The 26,011-nt window shown below is 63.9% G+C and carries 36 protein-coding genes and 4 tRNA genes; 15 read left to right on the top strand and 25 right to left on the bottom strand.

Annotated features, from left to right (window positions below):
* Position 1: 1 nt before the first annotated feature.
* From ACMUJL_RS06025 to ACMUJL_RS05985, 9 genes are all read right to left on the bottom strand, one after another.
* Entirely contained in the window at positions 2 to 1,681 is a 1,680-nt protein-coding gene (locus ACMUJL_RS06025; protein ID WP_375569678.1) for a hypothetical protein, read from the bottom strand.
* A 3-nt stretch (positions 1,682 to 1,684) separates the two neighbouring features.
* The gene (locus ACMUJL_RS06020) at positions 1,685 to 2,101 is read right to left on the bottom strand and encodes a hypothetical protein (protein WP_375569680.1); all 417 of its coding nucleotides are present in this window, start codon (positions 2,099 to 2,101) and stop codon (positions 1,685 to 1,687) included.
* Positions 2,102 to 2,256: 155 nt separating this feature from the next.
* Positions 2,257 to 3,111, bottom strand: coding sequence for a hypothetical protein (locus tag ACMUJL_RS06015; protein WP_375569682.1), 855 nt, complete (start codon positions 3,109 to 3,111; stop codon positions 2,257 to 2,259).
* Positions 3,108 to 3,554: a hypothetical protein gene (locus tag ACMUJL_RS06010; RefSeq protein WP_375569684.1), complete on the bottom strand. Its 447-nt coding sequence runs from the start codon at positions 3,552 to 3,554 to the stop codon at positions 3,108 to 3,110. Before ACMUJL_RS06010 ends, ACMUJL_RS06015 begins: the two co-directional genes overlap by 4 nt.
* Positions 3,554 to 5,344 (bottom strand): phage tail protein, encoded by a 1,791-nt coding sequence (locus ACMUJL_RS06005; protein ID WP_416914189.1) that lies wholly within the window; start codon positions 5,342 to 5,344, stop codon positions 3,554 to 3,556. The genes ACMUJL_RS06010 and ACMUJL_RS06005 overlap by 1 nt, the downstream gene beginning before the upstream one ends.
* A complete protein-coding gene (locus ACMUJL_RS06000) occupies positions 5,287 to 5,847 on the bottom strand; it encodes a hypothetical protein (RefSeq protein ID WP_416914188.1) in 561 nt (186 codons plus the stop codon). The genes ACMUJL_RS06005 and ACMUJL_RS06000 overlap by 58 nt, the downstream gene beginning before the upstream one ends.
* Positions 5,847 to 6,239, bottom strand: coding sequence for a DUF6950 family protein (locus ACMUJL_RS05995; protein ID WP_375569688.1), 393 nt, complete (start codon positions 6,237 to 6,239; stop codon positions 5,847 to 5,849). Before ACMUJL_RS05995 ends, ACMUJL_RS06000 begins: the two co-directional genes overlap by 1 nt.
* Complete coding sequence (locus tag ACMUJL_RS05990; protein WP_416914187.1) at positions 6,239 to 6,469, bottom strand: hypothetical protein; 231 nt, start codon at positions 6,467 to 6,469, stop codon at positions 6,239 to 6,241. Before ACMUJL_RS05990 ends, ACMUJL_RS05995 begins: the two co-directional genes overlap by 1 nt.
* 10 nt (positions 6,470 to 6,479) lie before the next feature.
* Positions 6,480 to 6,848 carry a hypothetical protein gene (locus ACMUJL_RS05985; protein WP_416914186.1) on the bottom strand — a complete coding sequence of 123 codons (369 nt, stop codon included), beginning with the start codon at positions 6,846 to 6,848 and terminating at the stop codon, positions 6,480 to 6,482.
* A gap of 101 nt (positions 6,849 to 6,949) precedes the next feature.
* Between ACMUJL_RS05985 and ACMUJL_RS05980 the strand changes: the two genes are divergently transcribed.
* The gene (locus tag ACMUJL_RS05980) at positions 6,950 to 7,204 is read left to right on the top strand and encodes a type II toxin-antitoxin system RelE/ParE family toxin (RefSeq protein WP_375569692.1); all 255 of its coding nucleotides are present in this window, start codon (positions 6,950 to 6,952) and stop codon (positions 7,202 to 7,204) included.
* A complete protein-coding gene (locus ACMUJL_RS05975; protein WP_375569694.1) occupies positions 7,194 to 7,487 on the top strand; it encodes an addiction module antidote protein in 294 nt (97 codons plus the stop codon). Before ACMUJL_RS05980 ends, ACMUJL_RS05975 begins: the two co-directional genes overlap by 11 nt.
* A 5-nt stretch (positions 7,488 to 7,492) precedes the next feature.
* Here the strand turns inward: ACMUJL_RS05975 and ACMUJL_RS05970 are convergent, their stop codons facing one another.
* Both ACMUJL_RS05970 and ACMUJL_RS05965 read right to left on the bottom strand, forming a co-directional pair.
* Positions 7,493 to 8,143 carry a hypothetical protein gene (locus tag ACMUJL_RS05970; protein WP_375569696.1) on the bottom strand — a complete coding sequence of 217 codons (651 nt, stop codon included), beginning with the start codon at positions 8,141 to 8,143 and terminating at the stop codon, positions 7,493 to 7,495.
* 2 nt (positions 8,144 to 8,145) lie between these two features.
* Positions 8,146 to 10,611, bottom strand: coding sequence for a phage tail tape measure C-terminal domain-containing protein (locus ACMUJL_RS05965; protein ID WP_416914185.1), 2,466 nt, complete (start codon positions 10,609 to 10,611; stop codon positions 8,146 to 8,148).
* Positions 10,612 to 10,681: 70 nt separating this feature from the next.
* On the opposite strand from ACMUJL_RS05965, the gene ACMUJL_RS05960 reads away from it, so the two are divergent.
* Positions 10,682 to 10,894: an AbrB/MazE/SpoVT family DNA-binding domain-containing protein gene (locus ACMUJL_RS05960; RefSeq protein ID WP_375569700.1), complete on the top strand. Its 213-nt coding sequence runs from the start codon at positions 10,682 to 10,684 to the stop codon at positions 10,892 to 10,894.
* On the top strand, positions 10,894 to 11,274 hold the full coding sequence (locus tag ACMUJL_RS05955; protein WP_375569702.1) for a type II toxin-antitoxin system VapC family toxin: 381 nt from the start codon (positions 10,894 to 10,896) through the stop codon (positions 11,272 to 11,274). Before ACMUJL_RS05960 ends, ACMUJL_RS05955 begins: the two co-directional genes overlap by 1 nt.
* 3 nt (positions 11,275 to 11,277) lie before the next feature.
* On the opposite strand, the gene ACMUJL_RS05950 is transcribed toward ACMUJL_RS05955, so the two are convergent.
* From ACMUJL_RS05950 to ACMUJL_RS05935, 4 genes are all read right to left on the bottom strand, one after another.
* Positions 11,278 to 11,490 (bottom strand): DUF7697 family protein, encoded by a 213-nt coding sequence (locus ACMUJL_RS05950; RefSeq protein ID WP_375569704.1) that lies wholly within the window; start codon positions 11,488 to 11,490, stop codon positions 11,278 to 11,280.
* 14 nt (positions 11,491 to 11,504) lie between these two features.
* Entirely contained in the window at positions 11,505 to 11,966 is a 462-nt protein-coding gene (locus ACMUJL_RS05945) for a hypothetical protein (protein WP_375569706.1), read from the bottom strand.
* Positions 11,967 to 12,359: 393 nt separating this feature from the next.
* Positions 12,360 to 12,599 (bottom strand): hypothetical protein, encoded by a 240-nt coding sequence (locus tag ACMUJL_RS05940; protein ID WP_375569708.1) that lies wholly within the window; start codon positions 12,597 to 12,599, stop codon positions 12,360 to 12,362.
* 79 nt (positions 12,600 to 12,678) lie between these two features.
* Positions 12,679 to 13,617 (bottom strand): phage tail tube protein, encoded by a 939-nt coding sequence (locus ACMUJL_RS05935; RefSeq protein WP_375569710.1) that lies wholly within the window; start codon positions 13,615 to 13,617, stop codon positions 12,679 to 12,681.
* A 142-nt stretch (positions 13,618 to 13,759) separates the two neighbouring features.
* Here ACMUJL_RS05935 and ACMUJL_RS05930 point away from each other — a divergent pair, with 142 nt between their 5' ends.
* Positions 13,760 to 14,581 (top strand): cobalamin B12-binding domain-containing protein, encoded by an 822-nt coding sequence (locus ACMUJL_RS05930; RefSeq protein WP_375569712.1) that lies wholly within the window; start codon positions 13,760 to 13,762, stop codon positions 14,579 to 14,581.
* A gap of 59 nt (positions 14,582 to 14,640) precedes the next feature.
* Here the strand turns inward: ACMUJL_RS05930 and ACMUJL_RS05925 are convergent, their stop codons facing one another.
* Positions 14,641 to 15,066, bottom strand: a complete 426-nt coding sequence (locus ACMUJL_RS05925; RefSeq protein WP_375569714.1) for an acyl-CoA transferase — start codon at positions 15,064 to 15,066, stop codon at positions 14,641 to 14,643.
* A 42-nt stretch (positions 15,067 to 15,108) separates the two neighbouring features.
* On the opposite strand from ACMUJL_RS05925, the gene ACMUJL_RS05920 reads away from it, so the two are divergent.
* The 4 genes from ACMUJL_RS05920 (at position 15,109) to ACMUJL_RS05905 (ending at position 15,481) form a co-directional block, all read left to right on the top strand.
* Positions 15,109 to 15,185 (top strand) — tRNA-Ile (locus tag ACMUJL_RS05920).
* Positions 15,186 to 15,187: 2 nt separating this feature from the next.
* A tRNA-Leu gene (locus tag ACMUJL_RS05915) sits at positions 15,188 to 15,271 on the top strand.
* Positions 15,272 to 15,274: 3 nt separating this feature from the next.
* Positions 15,275 to 15,364: transfer RNA gene (locus ACMUJL_RS05910), tRNA-Ser, on the top strand.
* Positions 15,365 to 15,405: 41 nt separating this feature from the next.
* Positions 15,406 to 15,481, top strand: a tRNA-Thr gene (locus tag ACMUJL_RS05905).
* A gap of 6 nt (positions 15,482 to 15,487) precedes the next feature.
* Here the strand turns inward: ACMUJL_RS05905 and ACMUJL_RS05900 are convergent.
* The 7 genes from ACMUJL_RS05900 to ACMUJL_RS05870 all read right to left on the bottom strand — a co-directional run bounded on the left by ACMUJL_RS05900 (position 15,488) and on the right by ACMUJL_RS05870 (position 21,179).
* Positions 15,488 to 16,120: a DUF6441 family protein gene (locus tag ACMUJL_RS05900; RefSeq protein ID WP_375569716.1), complete on the bottom strand. Its 633-nt coding sequence runs from the start codon at positions 16,118 to 16,120 to the stop codon at positions 15,488 to 15,490.
* A 15-nt stretch (positions 16,121 to 16,135) separates the two neighbouring features.
* Positions 16,136 to 16,480, bottom strand: a complete 345-nt coding sequence (locus tag ACMUJL_RS05895; protein ID WP_416914184.1) for a head-tail joining protein — start codon at positions 16,478 to 16,480, stop codon at positions 16,136 to 16,138.
* A gap of 11 nt (positions 16,481 to 16,491) precedes the next feature.
* Complete coding sequence (locus tag ACMUJL_RS05890) at positions 16,492 to 17,514, bottom strand: major capsid protein (RefSeq protein WP_375569720.1); 1,023 nt, start codon at positions 17,512 to 17,514, stop codon at positions 16,492 to 16,494.
* A 66-nt stretch (positions 17,515 to 17,580) separates the two neighbouring features.
* Positions 17,581 to 17,961, bottom strand: coding sequence for a head decoration protein (locus ACMUJL_RS05885; protein ID WP_375569722.1), 381 nt, complete (start codon positions 17,959 to 17,961; stop codon positions 17,581 to 17,583).
* A gap of 100 nt (positions 17,962 to 18,061) precedes the next feature.
* Entirely contained in the window at positions 18,062 to 19,474 is a 1,413-nt protein-coding gene (locus ACMUJL_RS05880; protein ID WP_375569724.1) for a S49 family peptidase, read from the bottom strand.
* Positions 19,474 to 20,970, bottom strand: coding sequence for a phage portal protein (locus ACMUJL_RS05875; protein ID WP_375569726.1), 1,497 nt, complete (start codon positions 20,968 to 20,970; stop codon positions 19,474 to 19,476). The genes ACMUJL_RS05880 and ACMUJL_RS05875 overlap by 1 nt, the downstream gene beginning before the upstream one ends.
* On the bottom strand, positions 20,970 to 21,179 hold the full coding sequence (locus ACMUJL_RS05870) for a phage head-tail joining protein (RefSeq protein ID WP_048599783.1): 210 nt from the start codon (positions 21,177 to 21,179) through the stop codon (positions 20,970 to 20,972). Before ACMUJL_RS05870 ends, ACMUJL_RS05875 begins: the two co-directional genes overlap by 1 nt.
* A 69-nt stretch (positions 21,180 to 21,248) precedes the next feature.
* Here ACMUJL_RS05870 and ACMUJL_RS05865 point away from each other — a divergent pair, with 69 nt between their 5' ends.
* The gene (locus ACMUJL_RS05865) at positions 21,249 to 21,416 is read left to right on the top strand and encodes a type II toxin-antitoxin system CcdA family antitoxin (RefSeq protein WP_375569728.1); all 168 of its coding nucleotides are present in this window, start codon (positions 21,249 to 21,251) and stop codon (positions 21,414 to 21,416) included.
* A 25-nt stretch (positions 21,417 to 21,441) separates the two neighbouring features.
* On the opposite strand, the gene ACMUJL_RS05860 is transcribed toward ACMUJL_RS05865, so the two are convergent.
* Positions 21,442 to 23,469: a phage terminase large subunit family protein gene (locus ACMUJL_RS05860; RefSeq protein WP_375569730.1), complete on the bottom strand. Its 2,028-nt coding sequence runs from the start codon at positions 23,467 to 23,469 to the stop codon at positions 21,442 to 21,444.
* Positions 23,417 to 23,986: a hypothetical protein gene (locus ACMUJL_RS05855; RefSeq protein ID WP_375569732.1), complete on the bottom strand. Its 570-nt coding sequence runs from the start codon at positions 23,984 to 23,986 to the stop codon at positions 23,417 to 23,419. Before ACMUJL_RS05855 ends, ACMUJL_RS05860 begins: the two co-directional genes overlap by 53 nt.
* 139 nt (positions 23,987 to 24,125) lie before the next feature.
* Between ACMUJL_RS05855 and ACMUJL_RS05850 the strand changes: the two genes are divergently transcribed.
* The 5 genes from ACMUJL_RS05850 (at position 24,126) to ACMUJL_RS05830 (ending at position 25,990) form a co-directional block, all read left to right on the top strand.
* On the top strand, positions 24,126 to 24,557 hold the full coding sequence (locus tag ACMUJL_RS05850; protein ID WP_416914183.1) for a DUF6900 domain-containing protein: 432 nt from the start codon (positions 24,126 to 24,128) through the stop codon (positions 24,555 to 24,557).
* Positions 24,558 to 24,569: 12 nt separating this feature from the next.
* Entirely contained in the window at positions 24,570 to 24,788 is a 219-nt protein-coding gene (locus ACMUJL_RS05845; RefSeq protein ID WP_375569736.1) for a hypothetical protein, read from the top strand.
* A 10-nt stretch (positions 24,789 to 24,798) separates the two neighbouring features.
* Positions 24,799 to 25,083 (top strand): hypothetical protein, encoded by a 285-nt coding sequence (locus ACMUJL_RS05840; RefSeq protein ID WP_375569738.1) that lies wholly within the window; start codon positions 24,799 to 24,801, stop codon positions 25,081 to 25,083.
* Positions 25,084 to 25,185: 102 nt separating this feature from the next.
* A complete protein-coding gene (locus tag ACMUJL_RS05835) occupies positions 25,186 to 25,533 on the top strand; it encodes a hypothetical protein (protein ID WP_375569740.1) in 348 nt (115 codons plus the stop codon).
* 55 nt (positions 25,534 to 25,588) lie between these two features.
* Positions 25,589 to 25,990: a hypothetical protein gene (locus tag ACMUJL_RS05830; protein ID WP_375569742.1), complete on the top strand. Its 402-nt coding sequence runs from the start codon at positions 25,589 to 25,591 to the stop codon at positions 25,988 to 25,990.
* Positions 25,991 to 26,011: the final 21 nt, after the last annotated feature.

Raw genomic sequence — 26,011 nt, 5'->3', positions numbered from 1 at the left:
GTCAGTCCTTGGTGGCGATGATGATGTCGACATAGGCCACGGCGAGATCGATCGCCGTGCCGGTGAAGTCGTGGCTATGGCTCTGACCAGTGAAGCCGTGGCTATGGCCCCAGCTGGATCCGGATTGCCCGGTAAAATGGGCTGGCAGGGCGCGGCTGTCGGCATTGGTCTGGATCCAGCGGCCGAAGACATAGTTATTGGGCGATACGCCGAAACCGGTCATGGACTGCAGATGGACATGCTCATGGCTATGGGCGGGCATCTCATGCCAGGAAAGGCTGTGCGGCTGCACGGTGCCGCCGGCTGCGGTACTTCCAATGGTGCCGTTCACCGCGCGTTCCGCAAAGGCCGTGGTGAAACCCACCGATCCGCCGGAGCCGGCGGTGCCGCTGACCACGCGCAGGGCCTTGTTGTTGTGGCTCACATCTTTGGTCCAGCCCAGTGGTGCGCTGCTTTGGGCAAAGAGCATCCGGGTGCCCGCCGGTAGGGCGGATGCGGGAAAGGCCCCGGCAACATCGGCGACGCCGAGCGTGACCGTGCCTGTCTTCCCCGCAACCGAGGTCACGGCATTGACCTGCGCACCCGCAGCGATGCCGTCGAGCTTGCTCTTGTCCGCCGCGGACAGAAAACCCGCTGAAGTAGTGCTGGCGACTGCGTGGCTATGGCTGGCAGTGGCTGCGCCCACATCCGCAGCGGACAGGGTGACGGCGCCTGTCTTCCCCGCAACCGAGGTCACGGTATTGACCTGCGCCCCCGTGGCGATGCCATCAAGCTTGGCTTTGTCGCTGGCCGCCATAAATCCATCAGCCACCGTGCTGGCCGCCGCATGCCCATGCGCCAGATCGGCCTTCTTGCCCAGAGCATAGCCCATGCGCCGCCCGGTGATGGTACGCAGGGTACTGGCGGTGCCAGCATCAATCTCGGATGTCGAGATCTCGGCATAGGTTGTGTTTGGGGGCGTGGCCCAATTGCCATCGCCACGCAGATACTGGCTGGTCGTACCGGCCGCTTTGGCGGTCAGCGCGCCTGAGGTGCCGGTGACGACGACAAGATTGGCCGTGCTGCCGATCCTGCCATCGGATGTGAGGCTGCCATGGCTGTGGCTCACATCCGCTGCCCCCACATCCGCAGCAGTCAGCGAGACCGCGCCGGTCTTGCCCGCCACCGAGACAACAGAATTGACCTCGGCACCTGAGGCAATGCCATCGAGCTTTGTTTTGTCGGCTGAGCCCGCCCACCAGGCCAGGATGGCCTGGCGGATGCGCTGCGCCGTGAAGGCACGCCGGGTCGTAGCCGTTCCCGCCTCGGCCTCTGCCTGGGCTACCGTGGATGCGCTCCATTCCCGCGCATCCGTCAGGCGCAGATCGGTGGCCGCGACTTTGCCGTCGAGATCGGCGGCGGTGAGCACCAGGGAGACGATGGCGGTGCCAGTGAGGCTGATGAGATTGCCGGAATCGCTACTCTCGGTTACGCTGCGGGTCAGCGTGGTGCCGCTGGCACTATAGGTGCCGATGCCTAACTCCCAGGCCTCTCCCTCCTCGAGGAGGTAGCGCACCACGTCACTGTTCCCGACACCGGCTGCCGCAAAGCTCTGAAACCCGTTGAGTGCAACGCCCAGGGTGAGCGTGCCGGTCCCGGTGCTGGGCGTCGTCATCCGGGCGCGGTTGACGAGCTTGACCATGGCTTACGCCCCGCCGGCGGTGAGGGTGAAGGTGGTGACGGTGACCGACTGGTTCTGGGCGATATTGGGGTTGTCGAGTTCCATATCGCCGCCTCCGCCGGTGATGGTGATCGTGCCCTGGACATGGGTGACGGTGCCGGCGTTGTTCTTGATCCGGAAATGCCCCGCATTGGTGCCGCCGCCCGCGGCGGCCGTCCCGGTGCCGGTCCAGACGCCCTTGATGGTCTTGACGCCGGTGGCGGCGGTCTCGAGCCAGTCAGAGGGCAGCGCGATCTCGACCAGTAGATTGCCGGCATCTGTGGCTGCGGTATTGGCGGGCAAGGTGCCGGAGCGCAGCTGCAGCTTGGGCGATGTACCAATGGCGGTCTCGATAGCATCGAGGGCGGCGTTGCGGGCAGCAGGGGAGAATTGGAAGGACATGGGTGTGGTCTCCTTGGAACGAGAAAGGCCCGCCAGTGGCGGGCCGTTGGGGTGGTGGTTCTTTGCGTGATGCGTTGGTCTTTGCTTGGGGATGGTGCCTATGCCCGTTCTCCCAGACCCTGCCCGACGGCTGTCTTGCGCAGCCTTACGCTGCCTCAGCTGACATTCCCGGCAATGAGCGTGGCCTGCGGCATGGGAAAGCTTGATCCCAATTCAAAATCCTGCCCCTTGACGTAAAGCGTGTAGAGCGCGGAGGAGTTCCTGTAGACGAGCCAGCTGAGCGCGCAGAAATATCCCCCGCCCGGATAGGGCGCGGTGTAGAGCGGCACGTTGATCGCGAGCCAGCCTGTGTTGCAGAAGAAGGCATAGGTCGCATCCTTGATGGCGCCGTTGCCCGAGAAGCCACCGCCCGGGACCGGCGGGGTGAAGGCCCTGATCGTGTCGAAGAGGCCCAGTGTCTCGTCAGTGCTATAGGTCAGCTGGCCTGCCGCATTGTAGAGCGCCATGCCATAGGCGGAGGTCACGGCTGTCGGCGTACGGATCGGGCGCAGCTGCGGGTTCTTCCAGCTGGTTGCGATCGAGGATGTGGAATGGCAGGTGGTGGCATTGCCATAGGCGCGCAGGTTGCGCAGGCGCATCAGGCCGAACCAATGCCCGACCGGCACGAAGAAGAGGTTCAGAGTGGAGCTGTCGAGCGGATTGCCGACCGGGATCTCGCGGCCCACCAGCGCGCCGCCGGTATAGCCCACATTGTATTGGGTGATCGGGCAGCGGGAGATCGGGTAGAGATAGACCGAGGGCGCCGCCGTGGGCATGGCCGCGATCTTGAACCGGTAGCCGTTTGGGTCTGACGTATCCATGCCGGTGCCCGACCAGGTGTAGATGCTGGTGTAGTTCGCGGCATTGACCGGCTGCGTCATGGTCTGGGCCGGGCCCATCAGCAAAGACCGGTGCTCCGAATTCAGCACCACCTTGCCGGTGACGTTTGCGATGGACATGCCGACGCTCATGACGGGTCTCCATAGAGGAACCAGACCTTGTAATTGCCGATATGGGGCGCATTGCCGAAGGCCGAGGCCCGGCCGGGCGTACCCGACTGCACCGGGATAGAGGTCCAGGACAGGATCTTGGTGGTGTTGTTCCAGCTGAACCGCACCCTGTCTTCCCAGACACCGGCATAGCTGCCCGCGGGAAAGAAGGAGCCGTTGAAGATATCGAGGAAGATGAAGATATGGCCATTGTTCCCGATGTCGAAACCAGCCGGTCCGGCCAGGCTGCCGGAGCTGCTGGGGATCAGCCCGTTGTTATTGTCGGACGGAAGAGCCCAGATCGCGGTGACGTTGTTCGGGTTATTGCTCAGATCGTAGGCGGCTACGAGGCGCAGGCCGATATCCTGGATGGCGGCGATGTTCTGCACCCCGCGCGAGGTCAGGAGCTGAATTCCAAAGGGCATCAGAGCCTCCCGATCCGGACGCGCAGCTGATTGGCCGCGTCAAACACGCTGATGCGATCATCCTCGATGACGACCCGTTCGCCGCTCGCCGCACTCTGGAAAGTTCCCAGTTCAGCGCTGATGGCGGAGAGTTGGCTCACGCTGATGAGATCGGCGCTGATCCCGCCTGCGGAGATGATGCCGGCCAGCACGGCATCACCGGCCAGCGTGGTGCCGCTTCCCGGCGCGCCCAGCTCGCCGGTGATGTCGCCTGCCGCAATCTCGCGGCTCCAGGCGTTGCCGGTCCAGCGGTAGAGCTTGGCATCCGTGGTCAGGAAGACGACGCGACCGGGGACATTGCCGGTCTCAGGGAGTGTCGCCAAGATCTCCACTGGGGCGAGACCCGCGTCATCCATCAGCCCCTTGATGCCGCCGCGCAGATCGTCGCCGTTGAGATAGACCCCGGGCGTGGTGACATCGAGCCAGCTCGACCAGTCGGTGGGGCGATCAAGCACGTAGCGGCCGCGCACCTCATAGTCTGTATTGGGCAGCAGCCCTTCCGAGACCAGCACGGACCCGGCAGCCCGATCGGCCAAACCGGAAGCCACGACCTGCGTCGTGGCCTTCAACCGGATCTCGTAGCGCACAAAGAGCGCATCGAGCGCAGCGCTGCCGACCCATGACAAGGTGATGGCGGGGCGGCGATCGAGGCCGAGCGCATCCTTTAGGGTACTGGCGGCCACCGACCAGCCTGCGATGATCTGTGGCGGGCGGGGCGCAAGGCCGGTGACGGGCACCAAGGCCGGAAGGTCTTGTGATGCGGTCCAGCCATAGTCACCGGGATCGCGTTCGCGCAGGACCAGTTCCTGGTTGATGGTGCCCGGCTGGTCGGTGATCTCGACCACCTCGAAGATCTTGTTCGTGTAGCCGTTGCGCGTGCTGGTCCAGGCAATGGTATCCAGCGGCTCGAGCAGGAAGGCTTCGGGCGGCAGCACCAGCCGGTGCGTCCGGAAGCGGCGGGCGTCCTTGATGTAGGCGCTCATCAGCTGCGCGACCTGGGAGACCTCCGAACAGGCCGGGAAATTGAGGCTGGTCGAAAGGCGGCGACCACCGTCCTCGGCTTCCCATGTCGGGTTGAACAGAGGCGGGGCCGCGCGCGAGGTCCAGAGGCTGGCGGGCTCGGGGTATTCCGAGGCGATGGCATTGGCACTGACCGCGAGCCCCGGAAAAGGATCCAGCTCCTGCGGGGCGGAGATGACGATGTCCTCATCGGTGATGAACTGCACCGGCGCGGAGGGCGCGCCCACGCGCATCCGAAACACCCCGCCCATCTCGCTGACCTGCCCGAGGCAGGTCTTGGCCAGCTCGTCGATCACCTCGGCCGGTTCCATCTCGAGTTTGACCTCGAGGCCCGCGACAAAGCTCGGACGACTGCCCATGGGGGCGTCGCAGGCATTCATCGCCGTGACCCAGTTGTCAAACGGCAGATCGTCGGCCGGCACATCGCCGCCCCAGACCTCGCCGGTGGGCAGGCGGATGCCGCGCAGGATGTTGTAGATCATCACGGCCGGGTTGGCCGAGCGCGCCCAGGTGGCAGGGTTGGACCAGCGCTGGGGGCCGCTGCCACCTACGCTGCTGTCGAAACGCGGGTCGTAGAGCGGGATCCCGTCCAGCTCGAAACGGACGGTGGGCAGATTGTTGAAGACCTCCCGGTTATAGCGAAAGGTCAGGATGGCGTAGGCGGTGCCATGGCCTATGAAACTCTCAGACCACGGGCGGTCCGGATAGTTCGCATATTTGGCGACCAGCATCGGATCGGCCGCGGTCTGGTGCCATCGTAGAACTTGATCCAGGCGTGGTCGGTCCCGTCGATGCGCTGCCCCAGCAGCGGGAAGCCATAGTCTGGGTGCGCTGTGCTGCTGAGCACGGAATAGCCATCATTGAGAATGACGCGGCTGAGACCAATGCCCGCCAGGTCGCTCAGCTCGATCACGTAAGTGAGCAACCCATTCGGCGTGCCGCCATCATCATGGCTCATAGGCGGGCACACATGGTGCCCGGCGGTCGCGGTGCGGCCGAGGATAAACCCCTGCGGCTCAGTCCCGCCGGTGGTGGTGACTGCGGTCTGAATACCGCTTTGCTTGATCGTGGGCTTGGGTGTGAGCGCCCGCGCGATCAGGGAAACCCCCACTGAGATCGCGGTGTTCACGATCATCGAGGCGATGAAGGAGCTGGCTGCAAAGGCGGAGATGGCGGCGACCGTGCCGCTGATTGCGGCGCCGACAGCGGCAATGGCAGCACCTACAGGAGGCATCAGGGCGTTCTCACGGCAAAGGCGCGGCGCATCGCGCTGCGGGGGACAAGCCCGAGGCCCCGGGGCGTCAGGCAATAGATCATCTCGCCGGCGACAATCCCGAAGGCTTTGTCGTCGAGAACGGCCAGGTCCCCCACTTGCGCAAAGGCCGGGGCAATCTCGGGCAGATGGGCAGCGGCCAGTGCCACGTGGTCGGTGAAGCCTGCCTCTTCGAGCAGCTGCTGGCCGCGCTTCAGGCTGCGATAGGTGCTGCGCCAGCCGCGGGCGTAGTCCTGGCCGGTGGCAAGCTTCACCCAGCCAGCCGCAAACAGCGCGCAGTCATGGCGCCCCGGGCGAAACGGCCGCGCACCGGCTTCGGCGGCATAGGCGATGAGAAGGGAAAGCCGGTCCATCAGGCGCGCTCCCGCGTCTCGCCCCACCAGACGCCGACCTCGCCTGCGACATCCGTGTAGCTGCGAAACGGGTCGCTTGGGTTGCGGCGGCGCATCTCGGCGTCAGAGCGGGTGAGCGTCAGGGGGCGGGTCAGGCCACGGGCGGCACTCGCCAAGGTGACTGTTGCCTCACCGGTGCCACCGACCTCGCCAGTGCGGATCTTCACCTCATCGACCCAGCCGCGAAACACCCGGATCGGCTCAGCAATCAGCTGGCCGGTCTCGAGAGAGCAGCCCGCGGTGCACCTCGGCAGGCGCCAAGCGCGCATCATAGCCGCGCAGGAGTTGCGCCACCTCCGGCGTCAGCGGGCTCAGCGCCAGTTGCAGCATGCGGACCTCGAGGCCGATCCCGGCGCGGATCGGTTCAACGCCGATCAACCCGCCCGCGCCATAGTAGGTGCGGTTGGTACCATTGATGGCGATCGTCAGATGGTCGTCACCCTGCCAGAGGCCGAGCGCCTCCTGAGCACCGGTCTCCCGGTTGCGGGCGATGACATGCACCATGTGGCGACTGGCCACGCCGGTGCGGACGGCCAGGTAGGCCGCCGAGGTCGGGTCGAGGATGCGCATGAGAGGGTGGGACCGGGTTTGACAGGATGGGGTTTGTGTATTAAATTACACACATGTTCGAGGTGCGGCAGACAGCAGTATTTGAAGCCTGAATCGATGGCTTGAAGGATGTGCGGGCTGTTGCCCGTATCGAGGTGCGGTTGCGGCGCCTGTCCCTCGGACATCTGGGCGATGCCAAATCCCTTGGGGATGGCGTCAGTGAGATACGGATCGATTACGGGCCGGGATATCGCCTATATTTTACGCGCCGGGGCGAACGGATCGTGATCTTGCTCTGTGGCGGAGACAAGAAGCGGCAGAGCGATGATATCGCCCGTGCAAAACAACTGGCCAAGGAGGCTGACGATGGCACTTGAAACACGTCCATGGGATCCGGTTGAGCGGCTTTCCACGCCAGAGGCGCAGGAAGCCTATCTCGAGGCGGCCTTTGAAGATGGTGATCCGGACCTGATCGTGGCTGCGATCGGTGATATTGCCCGCGCCCGTGGCATGAGCGAGATCGCAGCCTCCGCCAATGTCAGTCGAGAGGTCATGTACAAATCCTTCCGGCAGGGGGGCAATCCGACCTTGAGCACGCTGACCCAGGTCGCCGGCGCCCTTGGTTACAAATTGACCTTCCGGCCCACGGCCCAGCAGTAAGCGCCTCACCTCAGTGTCTGGATGAAATCGAAACTGGCGCCGCGGCTCAGCGCTTGGCGGCCGGAGCCATAGGTGGGTTCTGGCAGCAGCCGCGCCTTGCAGGCTGGCCGGATCAGCGAGACCGTCAGCCCGGCCACCGCGCCAGGGCGCAGGTTGGGCACAACTTCCATAAGGGGCGTGAGTCCGGTGCTGGAAGCCGCCCCGCCCACCACGATGCGGTGCAGCGCGTAGCGAACGGGATTTGACCCATATTGAAACGCCAGCATGTCTCCGGAAGAGAAAGCGTAGCTGGCGGGTAGCCCCGTCAGCCGCAACTCGCGCATATTGCTCGCGACTGAGTGCATGGTCACAGTGCGGCTGCCCAGAAGGCTGCCACTCGGATCACTGGCGGGGCCCACATATCGCGGATCATGACACAGGAAGGTCGCCCCTGGCTGATCCATCAGCGCGATCAGCGCCTCCATCTCGGCATGGCGCGGGTGGTTGGCCTGGGCCAGCCTGATCGTTCCGGTCCAGAGCGACGCCCCAAGGCTCGCGCTGATCACGGTACCATCGCCCAATCGCGTGTGTTCCTGCGGATGCGATAGCCGGAATGTCACCTCCTCGACGCGCAGCGCCCCGAGGAACTGGGCGTAGGAGAGCGGATAGGACAGCATGACTATCCCCTCCGCCTAGGATCCTGGCTGACGCGCGCCAAGGTGCGCGGGGCAACCAACCGGTCATAATCCCGCAGGCTGCTCTGGGCGATCTCGACCGATTGCGATCCCGCCTGTTCTAAGATGCGGCCGACCAGCCCTTCGCCCAGTTCGATCCGGATGCGCGATGTCGCTCCCGCATTGCCACCATATTGCGCCGCCTCACGGCGGTTCAGCACCCGCTCGCCACGCTGCAGGATGGTCGGAACCTCGTCCGGCCGCAGCCCGGCCCATCCCCCGCTATGCATGCGCGGAGCACCTGCAAAGGCCAGCGCTGGGACCTGCCGGGAATACCCAGAAATCCCCACCATGCCGCCCGCATGCGATACGGCCGCGCTGACGGTGCTCCCACCCCAGCCGCCAAAAGCGCTGGAGAGCGCATTGGCGATGGGCCCGAGCACGGCATTGCGGAATTGCAGTACGGCGAGATCCTCGAGGATCGAGGCCACCAGCCCTTTGAAGTCGAGCTTGCCGGTCCGGACAAAGTCCCGAAACGCGTTCTCCGCCCCTTGAAACGCCCCGACCAGCGTCTCACCCAGACCCTTGCCCCAGTTCCCGGCCTCCTTGGCATAATCGCCGAGCGACTTACTCACGGCATCAAAGCCAGTGAGCAGCTTGTCCTGCGCCTCCTTGCCCTTGCCGCCTGCACCGCCCAGAGCTGCCCCCAGACGATGCGCAGAGGCTGTCGCTTCCTCGATCGCTGCAGCCCCTTCGTCGCCCGTGCCAGCGACAGCCGCGCGCAGCGCCTCCCAGGAGGTCAGCGGGGCTGTTGCACCCGCGGCAAGATCGGTGGCCGCTTGCCGATAGCTATTGGCAGTGGTCAAGGCTGTGGAGGCGATCCCGTCCAACCCCAAATCGGGCGCTGTGAGTGGATCATCCTCAAAGGCGCGCTGGAAGGCATCTGCCGCCGCCGCGCCTGCATCAGCTGAAGCCCCTGCAAAAGGGTTCGGGATATCGCCGAGGCTGATCTCGCCAATCTCGCCGAAAGCGGTCTCGATACCAACCGAGGCCAGAGCGTCTCGGATCTTACCTGTAAACGCGTCAATCCGACGGATCGCGCCATTCAGCATGGCCTCGATCCCATCGAGCATGCGGTTGGCGGCTGAGAAGACGAGATCGCCGATCACATCTGGCAGGCGCGACCAGATCTCGCGGACGGCCAGCAGCGCGCCCTCAAAGGTGTTGGCGGTGGTGTTGCCAAATCCGACAACACTCTCGATGGCACCCGCCATGCCGGCCGCCGCATCTGCCTTCAGATCGTAGAACATCGCCGTGGCCGCAGCGCCTGCGGCGGCGGCGCCCATCTTCATCCGGTCCCAGACCTCGACCGCGACAGCCTTCAAAAGCCGCATGGCCTCACCAAAGCCGCCGGCACCAGAGGCCAGTCGGGTGAACCAATAGACCAGCTCGCCCGCACCCACGATCAGCGCGCCGATGCTGGTGCGGATCAGCGCCCCGCGCAGAAACACCAGCGTCGTGGCTAACCCGCGCACCGAGAGAGCAGCAGCCGCCATGGCGGCCACCCAGCGGCCTGCAACGAAGGTGGCGAAGGTGCCGGCGTAGATCGCAAGACGATCGAGATTGGCCAACACCGTATCGAAGGCCCGTGAGATCGGGCTCGTTGACGAAGCCAGTGCGACAAAGGCATTGGCCATCGCTTCCAGCGACGGCGCCAGCGCCACGGCTACCTTATTGCGGAGGCCGGTGAAGACCTGACCCATGCTGACCAGCGCCAGTTCGGACCGGCGCATGGCGGCAATTGCGTCGGCATCCAGGACGGCACCAAGACGCTGCGCCTGCTCGCCAAGACGGCCCATCTCGGCGCCACCGTTTGCTAGGAGCGGAATAAGCCGTGTGGCATCCGAGGCCATAGCCTCAAGGTAGAAGGTCATCTCCTGACTATTGACGCCGGCCTTCTCGAGGCTGGACACATAGAGTTGTAGTGCCTCAGGGCCCGAGAGCCGGGCAAACTGGTCTGCGGTGACACCGACGCGCGGCGCGATGTTCTCGAAGAAATCCGCCATCGGGCCACCGCCCGTCTGCAGGAAATCCCCCACGCGGTCATTCACGTCCTTGAGGATATCGGCGAGCTTCTCCTGTGCGATCCCGACCGTGCTGGAAGCGGCCGACCAGCGCTGGAATACCTCGGGCGTGGCATTGGCCACTTGGGCGAGCTGACTGATCTCATTTGCTGCCGTCACCGTGGAGCGCGTCATCGACAGCGCGGTCCCCGCCAGCGCCGTGGCCGCAGCTGTCGCGGCAATCTGGGTGCGGCGGGCAAAACTGGCGAGCCTGGCGTTCGCAGCCTGCATCTCCTGCGACAGCCGCCCGAAACCACGGCTGCCTGCCTCGCCCACGCCTTCGAGTTCGGCACGGACCTGCCGCCCGCCTGTGGCGGACAGGCGGACGGAGACTTGCTTGGTGGCCATCGGGCTTGGTCCTTGAATCAGGGGACTACTTGTCTTACGTTTCTCTTATCGATCATGGAGGCGTATGATCATGCCAGAGACAGCGACCTTGTCTGCCAAGTACCAAATCTCGATCCCGAAGGCCGTTCGTGCGGCGCAGCATTGGGAGGCTGGTCTGACCTTTGCCTTCATTCCAAAGGGAACTGGTGTCCTTCTGGTCCCGGTCCCGAAACGCGATGCCCTCAAGGGCCTGGCGCGCGGCGCCGCCCCCGGCGATTATCGTGACCGCTCGGACCGGGTGTGATGATCCTCGTCGATACATCGGCCTGGATCGAATGGCTGATTGGCTCCGCCACGGGTGAAAGCCTGGTCGAGTATCTTCCTGCGCAGTCGGATTGGCTCGTGCCAACCATGGTTCAGCTTGAGCTGGCTAAATGGCTGACGCGCGAAGTTGGCGAGGACAAGGCAGATCAGGTCATCGCCTTCACCCAAGTCTGCCAGATCGTGCCGCTCGACACCGAGATTGCGCTGGCAGCGGCCGAGGCCTGCCGGGAATACAAGCTGGCCACCGCAGATGCGGTCATCTTTGCGACTGCCCGATCGCAAGGGGCGAGCATCCTGACCTGCGACGCGCATTTTGAAGGGCTTCCCGGGGTGACGCTCATCGCAAAGCTTTCTGCCTGAGGGTCAGCCGCACATGGCAGCCATCTCATCATTGATCTTGCGCACCATCACCGCCTCGATAGGCGGCAGCAGTTCGGCGATGGCGATGGGCGAAATCCCAAGCGCCGCGCCCAATTGCAGCGCCGCGCCCATGTCCCAGCCGATTACTGCAGGCCCCAAGACCCGCAGCTGTCCACCAAGGCGCTGGACAAGGTCCCAGATCTGCCAGCCTTCCATGGTGTGGGGTGCGTTTATGTGCGCCGGGCAGTCTTTGCAGTTTTGCGCGCAGGCTTGGCAGTAGTCGCCGCCCCCGCCGAACTCCCAATCGGCAAGGGCGGTGAGGCGTTTTTTTCTGCGTCCAGGATCATGGCGCGGGCGACATATCTGGTCTGAAAGGCCTCGAAGATCGGCCAGATGTCGAGCAGCGCGTCGATGCCCTCGGGGCTGACCGGAATGGCAAAGCCGTTGTCATCGCCAACGCCTTTCCAGTCTTGGATGGCGATGCGCGCAACGGCCTTTGCCATGGCCAGCGCAATACCGTCGGTGTCGAGGTCGCTGTCATTCGTATCAGGTCTATCTGGGAGCGTGATCCGCCCCTGCGCCTCCTTGCGCGCGGCCATCATCAACGCGGTGGTCATGGGGGTGACTAGGATCTCGACGCCATGGCCGAGATCCAGCCATTGCGCTGCATGGGTCAGGTTCAGTCGCAGCATGTGCTCCCTTTCTGTAGTTCCCGCCTCGTTTGTGAGGTCAATTATGCTTTTGGTGGTTTGATCGTTGCGGCTGAAAGCAGCATGCTGTGTCTGGTACTAGCTCTACAAACCAAAGGTTCCTCAAGCCTGTCGTGTCATGCGGCAGGTTTTTTTTTGCTCCCGCCCCAACCCAAATGGACTGACTCGATACGCAAGCACAATTTGCCTTCTTCTGAGGGCTGGGAAACTCGGTTGCGTCATTGACGCAGGAGCAGGCGTTGCGGATCGTGGTTGCATTACCAAGTGATCTTTAGCCCCCACTCAAGACCAGAACGCCCCGTCACGTGCGCACCGTGACGGGGCTTTTTGTTGAGCGGCAGGCAGCCTTATTTAATCAGAAGGGACAGCATCGTGTCAGACACGCACCGGAAATTTCTGGAGGTCTCCGTAGCTCTGGAGATCGTCAAGACGGAACGGGATCAATTGCGAGATCGCTTGGCCGAGATGCAGTATCACCTGCAGCAGACGATGCAGCGCGCCGACAGGATGGAGCAGCGCCTGCATGCCGCGCATGCGAGCCTGGCTAGGCTGAGCGAAAGCCTGATCACGCCCCCAGCCATCAGCAGCTGGGCAGAGGTAGAGCATGATGGCCACAAGGTGCTCCGGCTGGACAACCCAGTGCGAAAGCCAACACGTCCGTACTTGATACGGCAGAAGGACCGACGTACCAGTCTCAATAGCCTGTGATGGTATTGGTCAGCACCACCGTGCACATCCGTCCGGGATCCGCGGCGAGTGCCGCCTGCCAGTCGAAGGTGGCTTGGATGCCCTGGGGCCCGGCAATCTCCACGCGTGGGCGCGGCAAATAGACCGCGTGGGCTGTGAGCTTGAGGCCAACACCGCCGGTCAGTGTATAGTCGAATTCGAGGGTGCAGGCCTCGCCGTTGATGGCTTGCGTGACCAGCGTCTGATCTGCAAAACGGACAACAATATTGCCGGTCAGGGCCGCTACCGATGGGTCGGCGCCATCTATCTTGCCATCAGAACGGATGGTCTCGATCCTATCGAGGTTATTGGCATAGTTTATATCGGCCGTCACGACATTGCCGATAGCCGTTCCATTGCGTTTGACCGAGCCGTTGAAATGCCCGAACCGCGTCAGCGTCAGATCGGTCAGGGATCCTGCGGCGGAAGTGGTCGCGACGGTCTCGCCCTGAGCGACCACGCTGGCGGTTGCTGTCAGCAGCCCCGAGCGCCCCATCTGCCAACTGAGGCTGTCCAGCTTGCAGCCCGCATACATCGCATAGCGCGGCACCTCCGGCATGCCGGTCTCGATGGCAAAGGAAGGCAGGTTCCAGTTGCCGGACTGGAACGTGTGGGTCTTGCTGGTGGTGCCGGTGGTCGTGGGCGCTCCGAAAGCAGCCTTGAGCCAGAAGCCGATGGACGCCGCATCAATCGGGATCACCACATTGCCATCAGCCGTCACAGCATCTCGGGTCGGTGCCAGCGGATCGCGACCATAGCCCAGCAGTTCCGAGGCCAAGAGCGGCTGCTCGGCCCCCAGCGTGGTGCTGGCAAAGGGCATCCGGGTGAAGCCGCTCGCAGGCGGCGTGCCATAAGTCGTCTCGAACGCCAGCGCCATCTGCGCCCGCGCCCCTTGGGCTCGTGCCATGTTTTGGTCTCCCTATGGCTGAGGAATCTACTTTTTGCTGAAGAGTTGGATGTTCGTTGGTCGGCTGTGGTAATCCGGCTCGCTTTCGATAACTGTCCGCCGCTCGCGGCTTTCTTTATCATTTCGCCACAGGAGCAAGCCCATGCAGGATGAAACCGCGTCTCTGGACGAAAACACATTTGAACGCACTGCCACTATCTTCCGGCAGAAGCGCCAGATCCTTGCACCTGAGGCGTTCCAAAGCCTGGCACTTATTGTTGTCCGCAAGCTTGCCGGTCTTGCAGCGCAGTTGCCGCGGCCGGAGGTCTCCAGTGTCAGCCCAGACAAGCTAGCTTGCCTCTGTGACTTGTTGGTGCAGCAGCAATCCAAAGCTGCATTACGCTTTATCGAGGAACGGCGCGCTGAGGGTGCAACGCGAGACGCACTCTTCTATGGCTACATTGCAGGTGCCGCCCAGATGCTCGGGAGACGTTGGGACGGCAGTGAAGCAAGCTTTCTGGATGTCGCTGTCGGCACCGGTCATCTCTATGCTCTCATGCGGGCCGTGAAATCAGATCGAACTCAGGGTTCACGGAAGGACTACAGCAGCAAGGCCGCATTGTTTGCGACGGTACCAGGCGAACTCCATTCGATTGGCATCATGGTGGCGACTGATACCTTTCGGGAAGCCGGGTGGGACATTGACCTGCAACTTGGACGTGATCAGGCGGCCTTAGTGGACCATATTGAACGCACCCACCCCGAGATTATCGGGCTCTCCTTCAGCACAACTGCGCGACTGGTGGACATGATCAGTCTGATTGTCGAACTGCGTATCGTGCAGCCTCATGCTCTGATCGGTGTTGCGCCACCCACGGAGTTTTCTGAAGATGACTTACTGAAAGTCGCAGACGTCGATCTTGTGTTTGATGATGCGAAGTCTGCGCTGAAGGCACTGGAAAGATTAACCTCACTCAGAAATTGACCTGTTCAATCTCCATTGCACAAGGCCATATCCAAGCCGGCTGCTGCGCTGGTAAGGCTTCATGCAAGCGGATCACTCACAGCGTAATGCAGGATAATTGGCACGACGGCCGCCTTCAGGGTGGCTGCACCCTCTACATGTAGGTCGACCGGCTCGGGTGCTTCGGCCTCAACCCAGTCGCAGCGGCCGCGCAGCGTGCGATCGGCGGCAATGGCAGCCCCAATGCGCCCGATCAGGCGATCAAAGCGCGCATCGCGCTCCTCGCCGGTCTGCTTAATTACCTCTAGCTCGGCGCGGTGCTGATAGTGATACATAACGGGCGACAGAGTCACGCCGGGCTCGCCCGGGTTCCCATCACGCAGGATCATCAGACCCGAAGGCGGGATGCGTTCGGGCAGGACCTCGCCGCGTAGTACCGGCACATGCGGCACCGTTCGCAAAAGGTCCGCAAGTGCGGCTAGAATGGTCTCACGCGGGCTTGGCATTCTGTTGCCTTCTCCATGAAAATCAGTCAGACACCGACCGCCGGGCCTGTAGCTCAATTGGTTAGAGCAGAGCGCTCATAACGCTTTGGTTGCGGGTTCAAGTCCTGCCGGGCCTACCAAAGCCCCCTTGGCGGAATGGTAGACGCCGGGGACTTAAAATCCCTTGCCTTCGGGCGTGCCGGTTCGAGTCCGGCAGGGGGCACCAAAAGGAAGTGTGGCCGAGTGGTTTAAGGCTCTGGTCTTGAAAACCAGCGTAGGTGAAAGCCTACCGTGGGTTCGAATCCCACCGCTTCCGCCACTTCCCTTTCTCGCTTTTTCCACTTAGGAAACATCGCAGGCGCCGGTATAGCTCAGCTGGTAGAGCAGTTGATTTGTAATCATCAGGTCCCGGGTTCGATCCCTGGTGCCGGCACCATCCGCCTCAGCTGCCCAGTCGAGTTTCGACCCAGTTCGCGACGATTGCGCTCGGGATTCCGTCCTGCGCGGCCTTGGCAGCCCGATCCAGATCCAGCCGCTTCCTCAGCTTTACCTGGCGTACCAGAAGGAAGATCGGCACGGTTGTTAGCCCACGACCAGTCTTGGATCGTGAGGCGACACCGAGCCCACGGGCATTCAGCCGACCTTCCGCCACCAGCAAACTTGGCCCGCTGCGCCGATAGATGAAACGCAACCGAAGACCTCGTCGGCGCTCCCACTCGCCCGGGCTGATCCGCCCACCACGGACGGATTTTCCAGCCGCCGCCGTCGGGATCGCGAGCCAGAACCCATCCTTCGAGCGAATGAGGGGCCCCGTGTCATGTGCGCCAACGATCACTGGCGCCTTGGACCAGACAAGTGCGGCTGCATTCAGGCTCGGCTGACCCTTGGGATAGAGCTCAGAGCGGATCGTGCGCGACAGGCGTGCGCCCAGACCTGCGCCGGTGATCTGTCCGCGCCAGGCGGTCTTGAGGCTGCTGCCCGCATCCCCGACTGCTTTCGTGACGGCCTTTTCGCCGGCGATGATTTCGGCGGCCATCATGGCGCCGATGTCACCGACGATGTCCATGCGGATCATTGGCCCATCCTCGCGTCATTGCTCGAGGTCGGCATGCGGATCCGGCCACCAGGGCAACAGCTCCGCCGTCCAGACCAGCCGCTCGCGATCCCGCTGCGGTGAGCCCTGCACGACGAAGATCTCGCCACCGATCTCAAACCGATCACCGGCAGCCAGCTCCGGACAGTCGCTGACACGCACATCGAGAACGACGCTGTCGCTGACCAGCCGCGCCGCACCGAATTCCGTCATGCGGTCAGGGCTGCGCCGCATCACGCGGAGCCCAACCCCAGGCCCAACGCCAAGAGGGACGTAGAGCGCTGGGGTCGAGAGGTTTGGATCTGCAAAGAGCAAATCCAGAGCACGGGCAAAGGCCGTCATGCCAACTGGCCTCAGTTCGAGCTGAAGATCCGGATCGCCAGCCGCGGGCGCTTGTTCACCGGCAGGATCGAGGCCTCGGTCATGAGATCGATCCAGCGGCCCTTGGCGTCCATCATTTGGCGCGCATAGAGCGGCAAGCCGACGGTGTTGGCGGTCTCGAGAAGGTTTGCGGGCCCGCCATAGGTCGTGAAGGTGTCGAACGTGCCAAGCGGGAAGGCGATGCCCTCGCCCGTGGGGATCAGGCGTTCCGAGGTGCCGTTCGAGAGGGTGACCGAGCCGTTGTATTCCTCAAAGAGGATGCCCGCGAAGGGGAAGGCGCGGCGCATGTCCTCGCGAAGAGGCTGGCCGCCGGTCGCCGAGAAGAACTTGTAGGCCTCTTCGGTCTTGGGGTGGCTGATCAGCTTGTCGAAGAACTCAGAGCTCACCAGCGCATGCGCCGTGGTCATGGTTTCTCCGAGCAGGTTATCCTCAATCCCGCGCAAGACGGTTCGGACCTTGCCCTGTACGTTCGTTCCGGCGGTGCCGAAGACGAAGTCGACCGAGATCTGTTCGATCCCGAATTCGGTGAAATAGTTGTAGAGGGTGGTGCCTGCGCCATCCTTCACGATGCCGCGCAGTGCATTCATCTCCATGTATTCGCGGGTTTGGGCATGCTTGCGGCGCATCAGCGTCAGCTTGCGGTTCATAACCTCGACCAGCGGGTCAGCCGCATCGGACAGGCCCAGTGCGGGCATGCCCTGGATATCGGCGGGCAGGATCACATCGTCATGCGGGATCCAGGGCAGGGCGAAGCTTCGCATCGAGCGCTGCTCGCGGGTGCCGACAGTGGCAGGCGCGCCCAGCGGGACCGAGGGCAGCAGGCTCAAGACGCCTTCGCGCTGTTCGATGACAATGGAACGTTGCGTGACGCCTTCAAAGCGAAACAGGCCGATCTGGCCGAGGCGGGTGTAGAGATTGGGCAGGATGTTGATGGCCTGCGTCATCTCGGTGAGCGAATAGCCGCCCGCGTCAAACGGGTTGCGCGTGATGGTCATTGGGAACTCCGGGGAATGAGGGGTGACGCGCGAAAGCGCGACGGGAAGAACGGGCGATGCGCCGGATCAGGCAGCGTCGCGCGGGATGATGCCGAGCGATGTCAGCTGGGCGTGCTTGGCGACCGTCTTGGTCGCGTCATCGACGCTGGCATCGAACACGAGCGCGGCTTTTGAGACGATGGCGGGGCCACGCAGGACGACAATGCCGGTTGCATCAGCCGCCGTTGCGTCAACGTCGTAGAGCAGGACAGCGGCCGCGTTCTGAGCGCCGTCGGTGCCTGTGGCGGGGCTGAGCTTCATCTTGCCGCTGGCGGTGATGCGGCCAAGCACAGCGCCGACGGGATAGGTGGTGCCGGCCAGCAGCGTGACGGTCTCGCGGGTAAAGTTGGGGTTCAGCTCGTATTTGAGGACATCGCCCATGGTGGGCGGTTGAGTCAGCACGGACATGGGCAATCTCCTGAAGATTGGGGGTCAAAAAGAAATCCCCCGCCGGGGAGGAGCGGCGGAGGATCAGGTGGGCGGTCAGTTGTCTGGTGGGTTGAACGGTTCAGCCCTTGCTGCCCGCCGAGGCAGCCTTCTTCGCGGCAGCCACAATCGGGCTTTCAGCGGATTTGGGGAGAGCGGGCGAAGGTGGCGCGGCAACGATGTCGCGGGCATCCGCTGCCGCGGATGCGCGTTGAAGGACCAGTTTGCGAAGGGCCTCCGGTGCAGTGCCCTCACGCAGCGCCTTGGCGGCATCGATCGCGATGCCGAGCCGGCCTGCTTGCGCCGCGATCTCGGCGATCTCCGCTGCCGCCTCGCGCAACTCGACCGAGAGGTCTGCCAGATTGCTGGGAGCAGGAGCTGCCGAGACAGACCGCCGAGATGCTTCGGGGGCCTCGGCTGGCGTGGCCGGCGGCGGAGCGGCGGCATCGTTTTCGCTTTCTGCAGTGTTCGTCACATCAGCATCGGCGTCCTGCGTGCCGTCGTCGAGCTGGTTCTCTTGGGACATGAGTGCCTCCTGTTTAGGCTGGGGAAGGGCTGCGCGCCGCGCGCGCATGGATGAGCGTGGCGGGGTGCTGGACAGCATTTGGCGGAAACTGCCAAAGCCGCGCGCCAGATCGGTGACCTCGTCAGCGAGGCCGGCGGTGACAGCATCCGCCCCGCGATAAGTTGCCGCCTCGGTGGCCAGCGCTGCCTCCTGGCTCAGCCTGCCGGCGCGGCCAGCGGCCACGGTTTCCGCGAAGAGGAACCGCAGCACGTCGATCTCGCGCTGGATATCGTCGCGCACGCCCTCCGGCAGCGGCTCGTAGGGGTTGCCGTCAACCTTGTGCTGGCCAGAGTGGATCAGCGTGACGCGCACACCGTCCTGATCCAGCTGACCACTGAGGTCGGCATGCATGACGACAACCCCGATGCTGCCCACGGAACCGGTGCGTGGCAGAAGGATGCGGTCGGCCTGGGAGGCCAGCGCATAGCCTGCAGAGAAGGCATGTTCGGCAACGAAAGCCCAAACGGGCTTGTTACGGCGGAGGGCGCGGATCTGATCAGCCAGGTCGAAGACGCCGGCGACCTCCCCACCAAAGCTGTCGATCTCGAGCGCCACCGCGCGAACGGACGGATCGTAAGCAGCCGCCTGCACCTGCGTCGAAATCCCTTCGTAACTGGTCTGGCCCGAGGATTGCCCGATCCAGCCCCCGCGATGGATCAGCACGCCGGAGATCTCGATCACCGCGATTCCATCGACAACCGGGTAGGGCGTATCGCCATGTTGCTGGAGGCGCTCGGTCAGGCCACCCGCGAGAATGCTGGCGCGCGCGGGAAGATATGCGGCGCCATCTGGGGCTCCGTCGCTGTCCACCATATCGACGCGCCGCCCCAGTATGCGTGGTCCGAGCCCCGACAGAAACGCCATGGCCTTTGTGGGTTCAACCAGCAGCGGCGTGTTGAAAGCGCGCGCGGCAATGCGGGCATGGAGCATCAGGCTTGGTCCTCGTCAGGGCGCGGGCGGTCTTCCGCGTCATCGGCTACATTGTCTGGCCCAGCCCCATCGTCCTCAGTCGGCAATGCCTGCACGCCCTGCGCGGGCGATCCCGGACGGCGGAAGTCGAGACCCAGCGCGCGTTCGCGTTCGCGTTCGGACGCGATTTCCCGGTCCACCTGCTCGGCGTCATAGCCCCGTTCCGCGATGGCTTGGGTGCGGGATTTGAGACCCGCCTCGATCTGGGCGATCTCGGCATTGGCGTCTTTCAGCGGATCGACCCAGTCCCATTTCGTCGGCAGCCAATCGGCGGCCAGCATGCGCGGGCGATCCGCCTCATAGCCGGGCAGGGACAGCGCTCCGGAGAGCACGGCTATGTCCAGCCAGCGCGCGTAGACCGGGCGACAAAGCTGGTGAACCATGACGGAATGCTGCCAGGCCGAAACCCGACGGCGGAACTCGATCAGCGCAAGGCGCGAGTTCGAGAAGTTCCCCTTCACCATGTCATTGGCGAGGTAGGGGTAGGGGATCCCGAGCGCTGCCGAGATTTGCAGCAGCGTCCGGTACTGGAACGGCTCATAGGTCGCGCCGCTGTCTGCCGGCTGGCCCACGGTCACATCCTCGCCAGGATCCAGCCGGACGATCTGGCCCGGACTGATCTCGACGCCTGCTGGCACCTCTTCGTCGTCCAAGGGCGCCAGCGGGTTCTCCGGGGCAGGGGAGGTCACGAACATCGCGTACATCGCCGCGACCTTTTTCCGATCGAGTTCGGCGTCGTCGTATTGATCCAGCAGAAAGAGCTTCACGATCGCTGGGGCGAGTTTCGACACACCGCGCAGCTGACCGCCTTCCACCGGGTCGATCACGTGGATGACCTCGCTGGCGGGAACGCGCACGATTTCGCCTGATAGCCCGGGATCGGTGCTGTCACCCGGGTGACGGCGGAAGAAGTGATAGGCGACGCGCCGCCCGATCCGGTCGAACTCGATTCCCTGACGGATGGCGTTGCCGTTGCGCGCCACGCCCGTTTCATGGAGCGGCAGCATTTCCGAAGGCAGCATCTGCAGCTGCAAGGGCACTGTGAGCCCATCCTCTACCCGGCGCGGCCTGATCCGAACGAAAACCTCACCGGCTAAGAACACCTCGCGCGCCGCCCGGCGCTGCAGCCCGTAGAAATCCGTTAGCCCCTCAGCGTCGGCCTCGTCTGTCCAAGCGAGCCAAAGCCGCTGTAGCTCTTCCTTTTGGGCCGCATCCGCCAGCTTCGAGATCGGCTTGATCCCGTCACCCACTGTGTTGGCAGCCCAGCTTTCAACCGCATTCACGGCATAGCCGTTGTTGCGCACCAGCCACCGGGCACGGGCGGTAATGTCAGGGCCCGATGCAGCGATCAGCGCGTTGACATGAGCCCGCGTCGCCTGGAATCCGCGCAGGCGTCGGTGGTGCTGGCCTGCATCGAAGCCCCCGATAAACGCCCCAAGGCGTTGTCGCCAGTTCATCAGAGGTCTTTCACAGCAAAGGGGCGGAGCACGCGTCCAGCGCCTCGCTCGAGTTTGGCGATGCGCCGTTCGACATCGCCTATGGCGGCGGCGAGCTCGGCATCGGTGCCGTAATTCACGGTCTTACCGTCATAGCTCACAGACCGTGTGCCGCTGTAGCGCGCGGCCAACAGCGCGCTGTGGCGGAGTTTCAACTCGTCGAGGGTCATCGCTTGATCTTCTCTTGAAGGGACTGAACGTGTAATGTGCCGTTGCAGGAGGCGAAGATGCCAAAGCCGATGAACGACAACCCGCAGCTGAAGCCGGCGATGCGCAGAAATGGCACCGCACTGTCACGGGCCGAGATCTGGCGGCAGGAGAATGCTGCAGCTATCGCTGAGCGCCTTGCCTGGATCGAAACTCACGGTACCCCATTGGCCGAAATCCAAGTTTTGCTGGTCCGATAGGTCTCCGCATCTCACATTATGGGTTCTATTCCATGTATTTGGGCGTGCTGATCTTCCAGCCGCGCCGCCGTGGCGCGCTGATCCGCCCCGCCTGCGGTTCGGTCGGTTTCTCGGGCTCGGCACCCTGTGCTTTGACAGTCGTTTCTACGCCGGCCTGTTTCTCCAACTGGCGCCACATCCGTTCGTCAAAGCGGTCGGCGCCGAGGATCCACGCGGCGGCCCGCGCGTAGATCCGTGTATCCAGCGCCTCGTTCCTCTCGCGCATCTTTTGCCATTCCTGGCGGGCGTAGCCGCTTCGGTCGCGGATGGTGACCAGCTGTTCGGCCACCAGTTGCTTGAGCCATTCGCTGTCTGCCCAATCGGGCAGGTGGATCGTGCCCGCCGGTATCGGCGCCTCTGGCTCGGACGGCCGCTCTATCCGCAGATAGCGATATGTTTCCGCCTTGAAGGTGGCCGTAGCCACCGTCCAGAGCCGCGCCCCACGCTTGAGCTTACGTCCATTCACGGTCGCGTCGACAAAGGTCGGGCCCGACACCGGCGTCGCCCGGTTGAACCCCTCCAAGCCTTTGACGGGTGCCACCTGCGCAATGCCCTGCGCCCGCGCCCAGGCGTAGACCGCGGCGGTTTCATACCCGGTGTCGATGGCCAGCTTGGCAAGCGGCATCACCGCGCCGTTCTCATGCGCCCAGGTCTGTCCGAGCAACGCGGTCAGCCCCTGCCAGCAGGCAGGGTCACCCGGTCCGCCCGGAATGACGATGTGATCAACCAGCCAGCTCTCCAGACCTCGACCCCAGGCCCAGACGTCGATCTCGATGCGGTCCTTCTGCACATCGGCCCCGGCGGTCAGGAACAACCCGCCCATGGGCACCTGAGCGGCAAACACCTCACGTCGGTCCGCCAATCGCTGCCATTCCGGCGCATCGCCGCTTTCAACCCAGGTCTCGCCCAGAAGCGTGTTGCGCGCTGCGCGCAGCATCTCGTCCGAGCCCTGGGCCGCCAGCCAGTCCCGCGCGATCTGCTCCCAGCTTTTCCAGCCGATCGGCGAATAGAGCGCCGAGAGGTGAAAGCCGATCGCGTTTGGATCAGAACCGGTCGCGGTGGCCCTCCATTCACCACGCTCGAGCATCTGCGTCTTGTGGTGCTCGGCGATGGGACGCTCGCAGCCCGCGCAGTGATATGCTGCCGTTTCCGGCCGGCCCTTGTCCCAGCGCAGCCGTTCAAACTGCAGCCATTGCCTATGGCCACAATGCGGGCAGGGCACGAAGTACCGCCGCTGGTCACTGGTCTCGAATTCGCGCTCGATGCGCGACAGCCCTCGGATCGTGGGCGTAGAGACCATGAACACCTTACGCCGATGCGCGAAGGTCGTGGTGCGCGCCTCAGCTAGGCTGACCGGATCGCCTTCCTCGTCAGCCGAGGCCGGATAGGCATCGACCTCGTCCAGAAACACATAGCGCGCGGGCATCGATCGCAGGCCCGTGGCCGAGTTCGCACCGGTCAGCACCAGAATGCCGCCGGGGAACTCCTTCGACAGCATCGAATTGCCCGCATCTCGTGAGCGCGCCGGCTGGACGCGCTCCTTCAGCGCCGGGCTGTCCTCGATCAGAGGGTCGATCCGACCGCGCGAGGTGCGCTTTGCCATCTCGACCGTGGGCAGCACCGCCAGCATGGGGCCCGGCGCGTGATGGATGACAAAACCGATCCAGTTGTTACCCGCTTCCGTGGCCCCAACCTGGGCGGCTTTCATGAAGCTGATCCGCTGAGCTGGGTGGTTTGGCGACAGCGCATCCATAATGGCGCGCAGATATGGCGTTCTAGCCGTGCGATATTGCCCGGGTTCAGCCGAGGCGCGCGATGACAGCTTACGATGTTTGTCGGCCCATTCGGACACTGTCAGGTCCGGGTCAGGCCGCATGCCTCGGCGCCAGGCGCGCAGGATATCCTCGGCGCCGTCAAAGGCGAGATCGAGGCCTTCGGTCAGATCAGATGTGTTCTCCTCATCATTCAAGCGAGACCCTGAGGTTGGCCAGGGCGTCGAGCTGCTCTCGGACATGGGTTTCCAGCACCCTCTGCAAGATCGCAGTCTCGATTGTCACGGGTCTGCCCGATGCCTTCTCCATCTCTGCGGATAACTGCGCGGCCATCAGGGCCGCGACCCGGGTGGGCCAGGTGACCCAGGTGTCGCGCTCCTGGCGCGCGAGGCGAAACACCAGCGTCTCGGCGCGCGCGCGGTCCACCAGTTCGCCCTTCTTCTTCTGGATCGAGAGCTGGCGTTCCTGCGCCTGGTAAACGGTCAGCGCTGTCCGGGCCTTGATATAGGACGTGCTGTCGCCGGGGCCGGAGACGGCACTGGGAGCCATCGCTGCGCTCTCACTACCCGGGCCAAGACCGCCCCGTGACCGTATCTGCTGGTCTGGATCTGTCATGCTGCCGCGCCGCGCGTCCGAGGCGGCGGCATTAATCGACCCGTCGGCGAAGAGCACCAGCCGTCCGGTCTTGCGCGCCTTTTGCACTGCCCCGCGCGAGAGGCCCGCGTGCTCGGCATAGGCGCGTTCGGACATACCTTCCATGACGATTGGTTGAGCCTCAACATATTGGAAATAAACAGGAAAAGAGATCTATTTGAGTTGATTACACTCCCCGACAGAGCGATTCATGGGTCCAGAAAGCGGGTGCATCGCACCCTGCAAACACGGATCGGAGAGAGCCATGCGCGCACAGGAGAAGATGGGGCACAGCTCGATGAGCGAAGGGTGGCGGGATCACACCAGCCCCGCCCAGGAACGGGTGAACTGGGTGATGGACGAAGTGATGTCGGGGCGGATGAGCCAGGCCGACGGGATGGTCGAGATGGCCCGCGCCCAGGAGATGATGCGCGAAGAAGCCCGCGCGCACCACCCACCCCGAACACCGCTGGGAGGAATGACCATGGCACCCACCCGCAAGCCCGCTGATCCGAACTCCACCCGCGATGCCCAGCTCCTTGAGATCGCCCAGCGCCAGTTCCGCATCGAGACGCTGGAGACCCAGAACTGGGACCGGCTGGATTTCCACGATGTCGCCGTCTGGTCCATCCGCGCGGCGCTCGAGGAAGCCTTTGAGGCTGGACGCCGCGCAGGCCCAGCCAACACCCAAGTCTGAAAGGACATCGCCATGACCGCCATCACCACCATCCGGATCGACCATGCCGCGCTGCCGGAGCATCTCGACTGCTCGCGCCCCGATGCCGTAGCCAGGGTCATTGAGGCCGAGTTGCGTGACGCGGGGATCACTGCCGACGCCTCCGACGTGATTTCGCACATCAAGATCGAACTGCCGACCACCCAGCTTGCCGCCGCCAGCACCTTGCTGGCGAGCATCCATTTGATCTGAGGGCGCGACGATGAGCACGCGCGCGCAGATCGCCATCCAGATCGGGCCCGAGGAATGGGCCCACACCTACGTCCACTTTGACGGTTATCCCTCCCACATGCTGCCCGCGCTGGCCCCATGGACGCCCGAGGAGATCCTCGCCGCCCGCGAAATCCGGCAGGTCCGGGCTGATGCGCTGGACTGTTTTGATCCGCCCCGCGCGCCCCGCATCCTGCCGCGCCCAACTTGCGAACTGTCCCATCTCTACCTCTGGCAGGATGGGGCGTGGGTTGATGCGACGGCCTCTCCCGAGTGATCATAAAGCAATGAAATTGCTCCTAATTCTCTACGACATCTGGCCCTTCAGAGTGATGGTCATCGTGCCAAAACGATGCAACTCACCTGAAAGGCCCAAGCCATGAACAACCCGACTGCCACCCTGATCGCCGACTTCCGCAGCGCCGCTGAAGAGATCGAAGCCCGCCTCGCGCCCAGCGCCTGCGCCACGATCGCCTCGCACAACTGGATCGTCATCGACGACTTCGGCCCCCTCAAATTCGAACTGACGCCCGAGGATGGCAAGCATCGCGCCACCTGCACGGGTCATGGCAGCGCGCACAAGGTCAACCGCTTCACGAAGGCAGATGCCGAGCGCCTTGCTCGCGCCTGCAACGCCCGCGCCGAATTCTGGGCCGACGCTGCGCGCGAAGAGGCAGCGACGCTGCTGAGCCACATCGCGACGATTGAGTCCATCAGGGCCGCCTGAGCCTGAACCGGCGGGGCCCAGCGCCCCGCCAGCCCCCATCACGAGGATCCCGACAATGACCACGCAGCCCTGCCTTCCCAGCCGCAACGAGGATTACGGCTTCTTCCGCACCCTGACCGTCTGCCCAGAGCGCGACCGGCGCAGCGCGGAGGTCTGGACGCTCGCCTCGCGCCTGATCGCCGAGGCCATAGGCGCCAGCAGCGAAGACGAGATGATCGGCATCCGCGACTTTCTCGACAGCCGGATCGGTCGGCATTTCGCCGACGATGTCGTCGGCAACATGACGGGCTGCAATATCGGTCTCGAGCCCGCCATCGCCGCTGCGATCCGCCGCTGGCAAGGCTGGCGCATCGACCGTAAGACCGAGCGCGAGCACGGCATCCCATCTGGGCTGCCGTATCTGACGGGCTGGGTGCAGCACTTCGCCGTCACCGCCGCGATGGCTGAGAGCGATTGACCCATCCCCGACATCCCTATC

It is taken from the genome of Seohaeicola sp., assembly GCF_048006315.1.
In the GTDB taxonomy this organism is placed as follows: Bacteria; Pseudomonadota; Alphaproteobacteria; order Rhodobacterales; family Rhodobacteraceae; genus Seohaeicola.
Note: the sequence above shows the minus strand (reverse complement) of the source record. Positions and strands in the feature narration are given on the sequence as shown.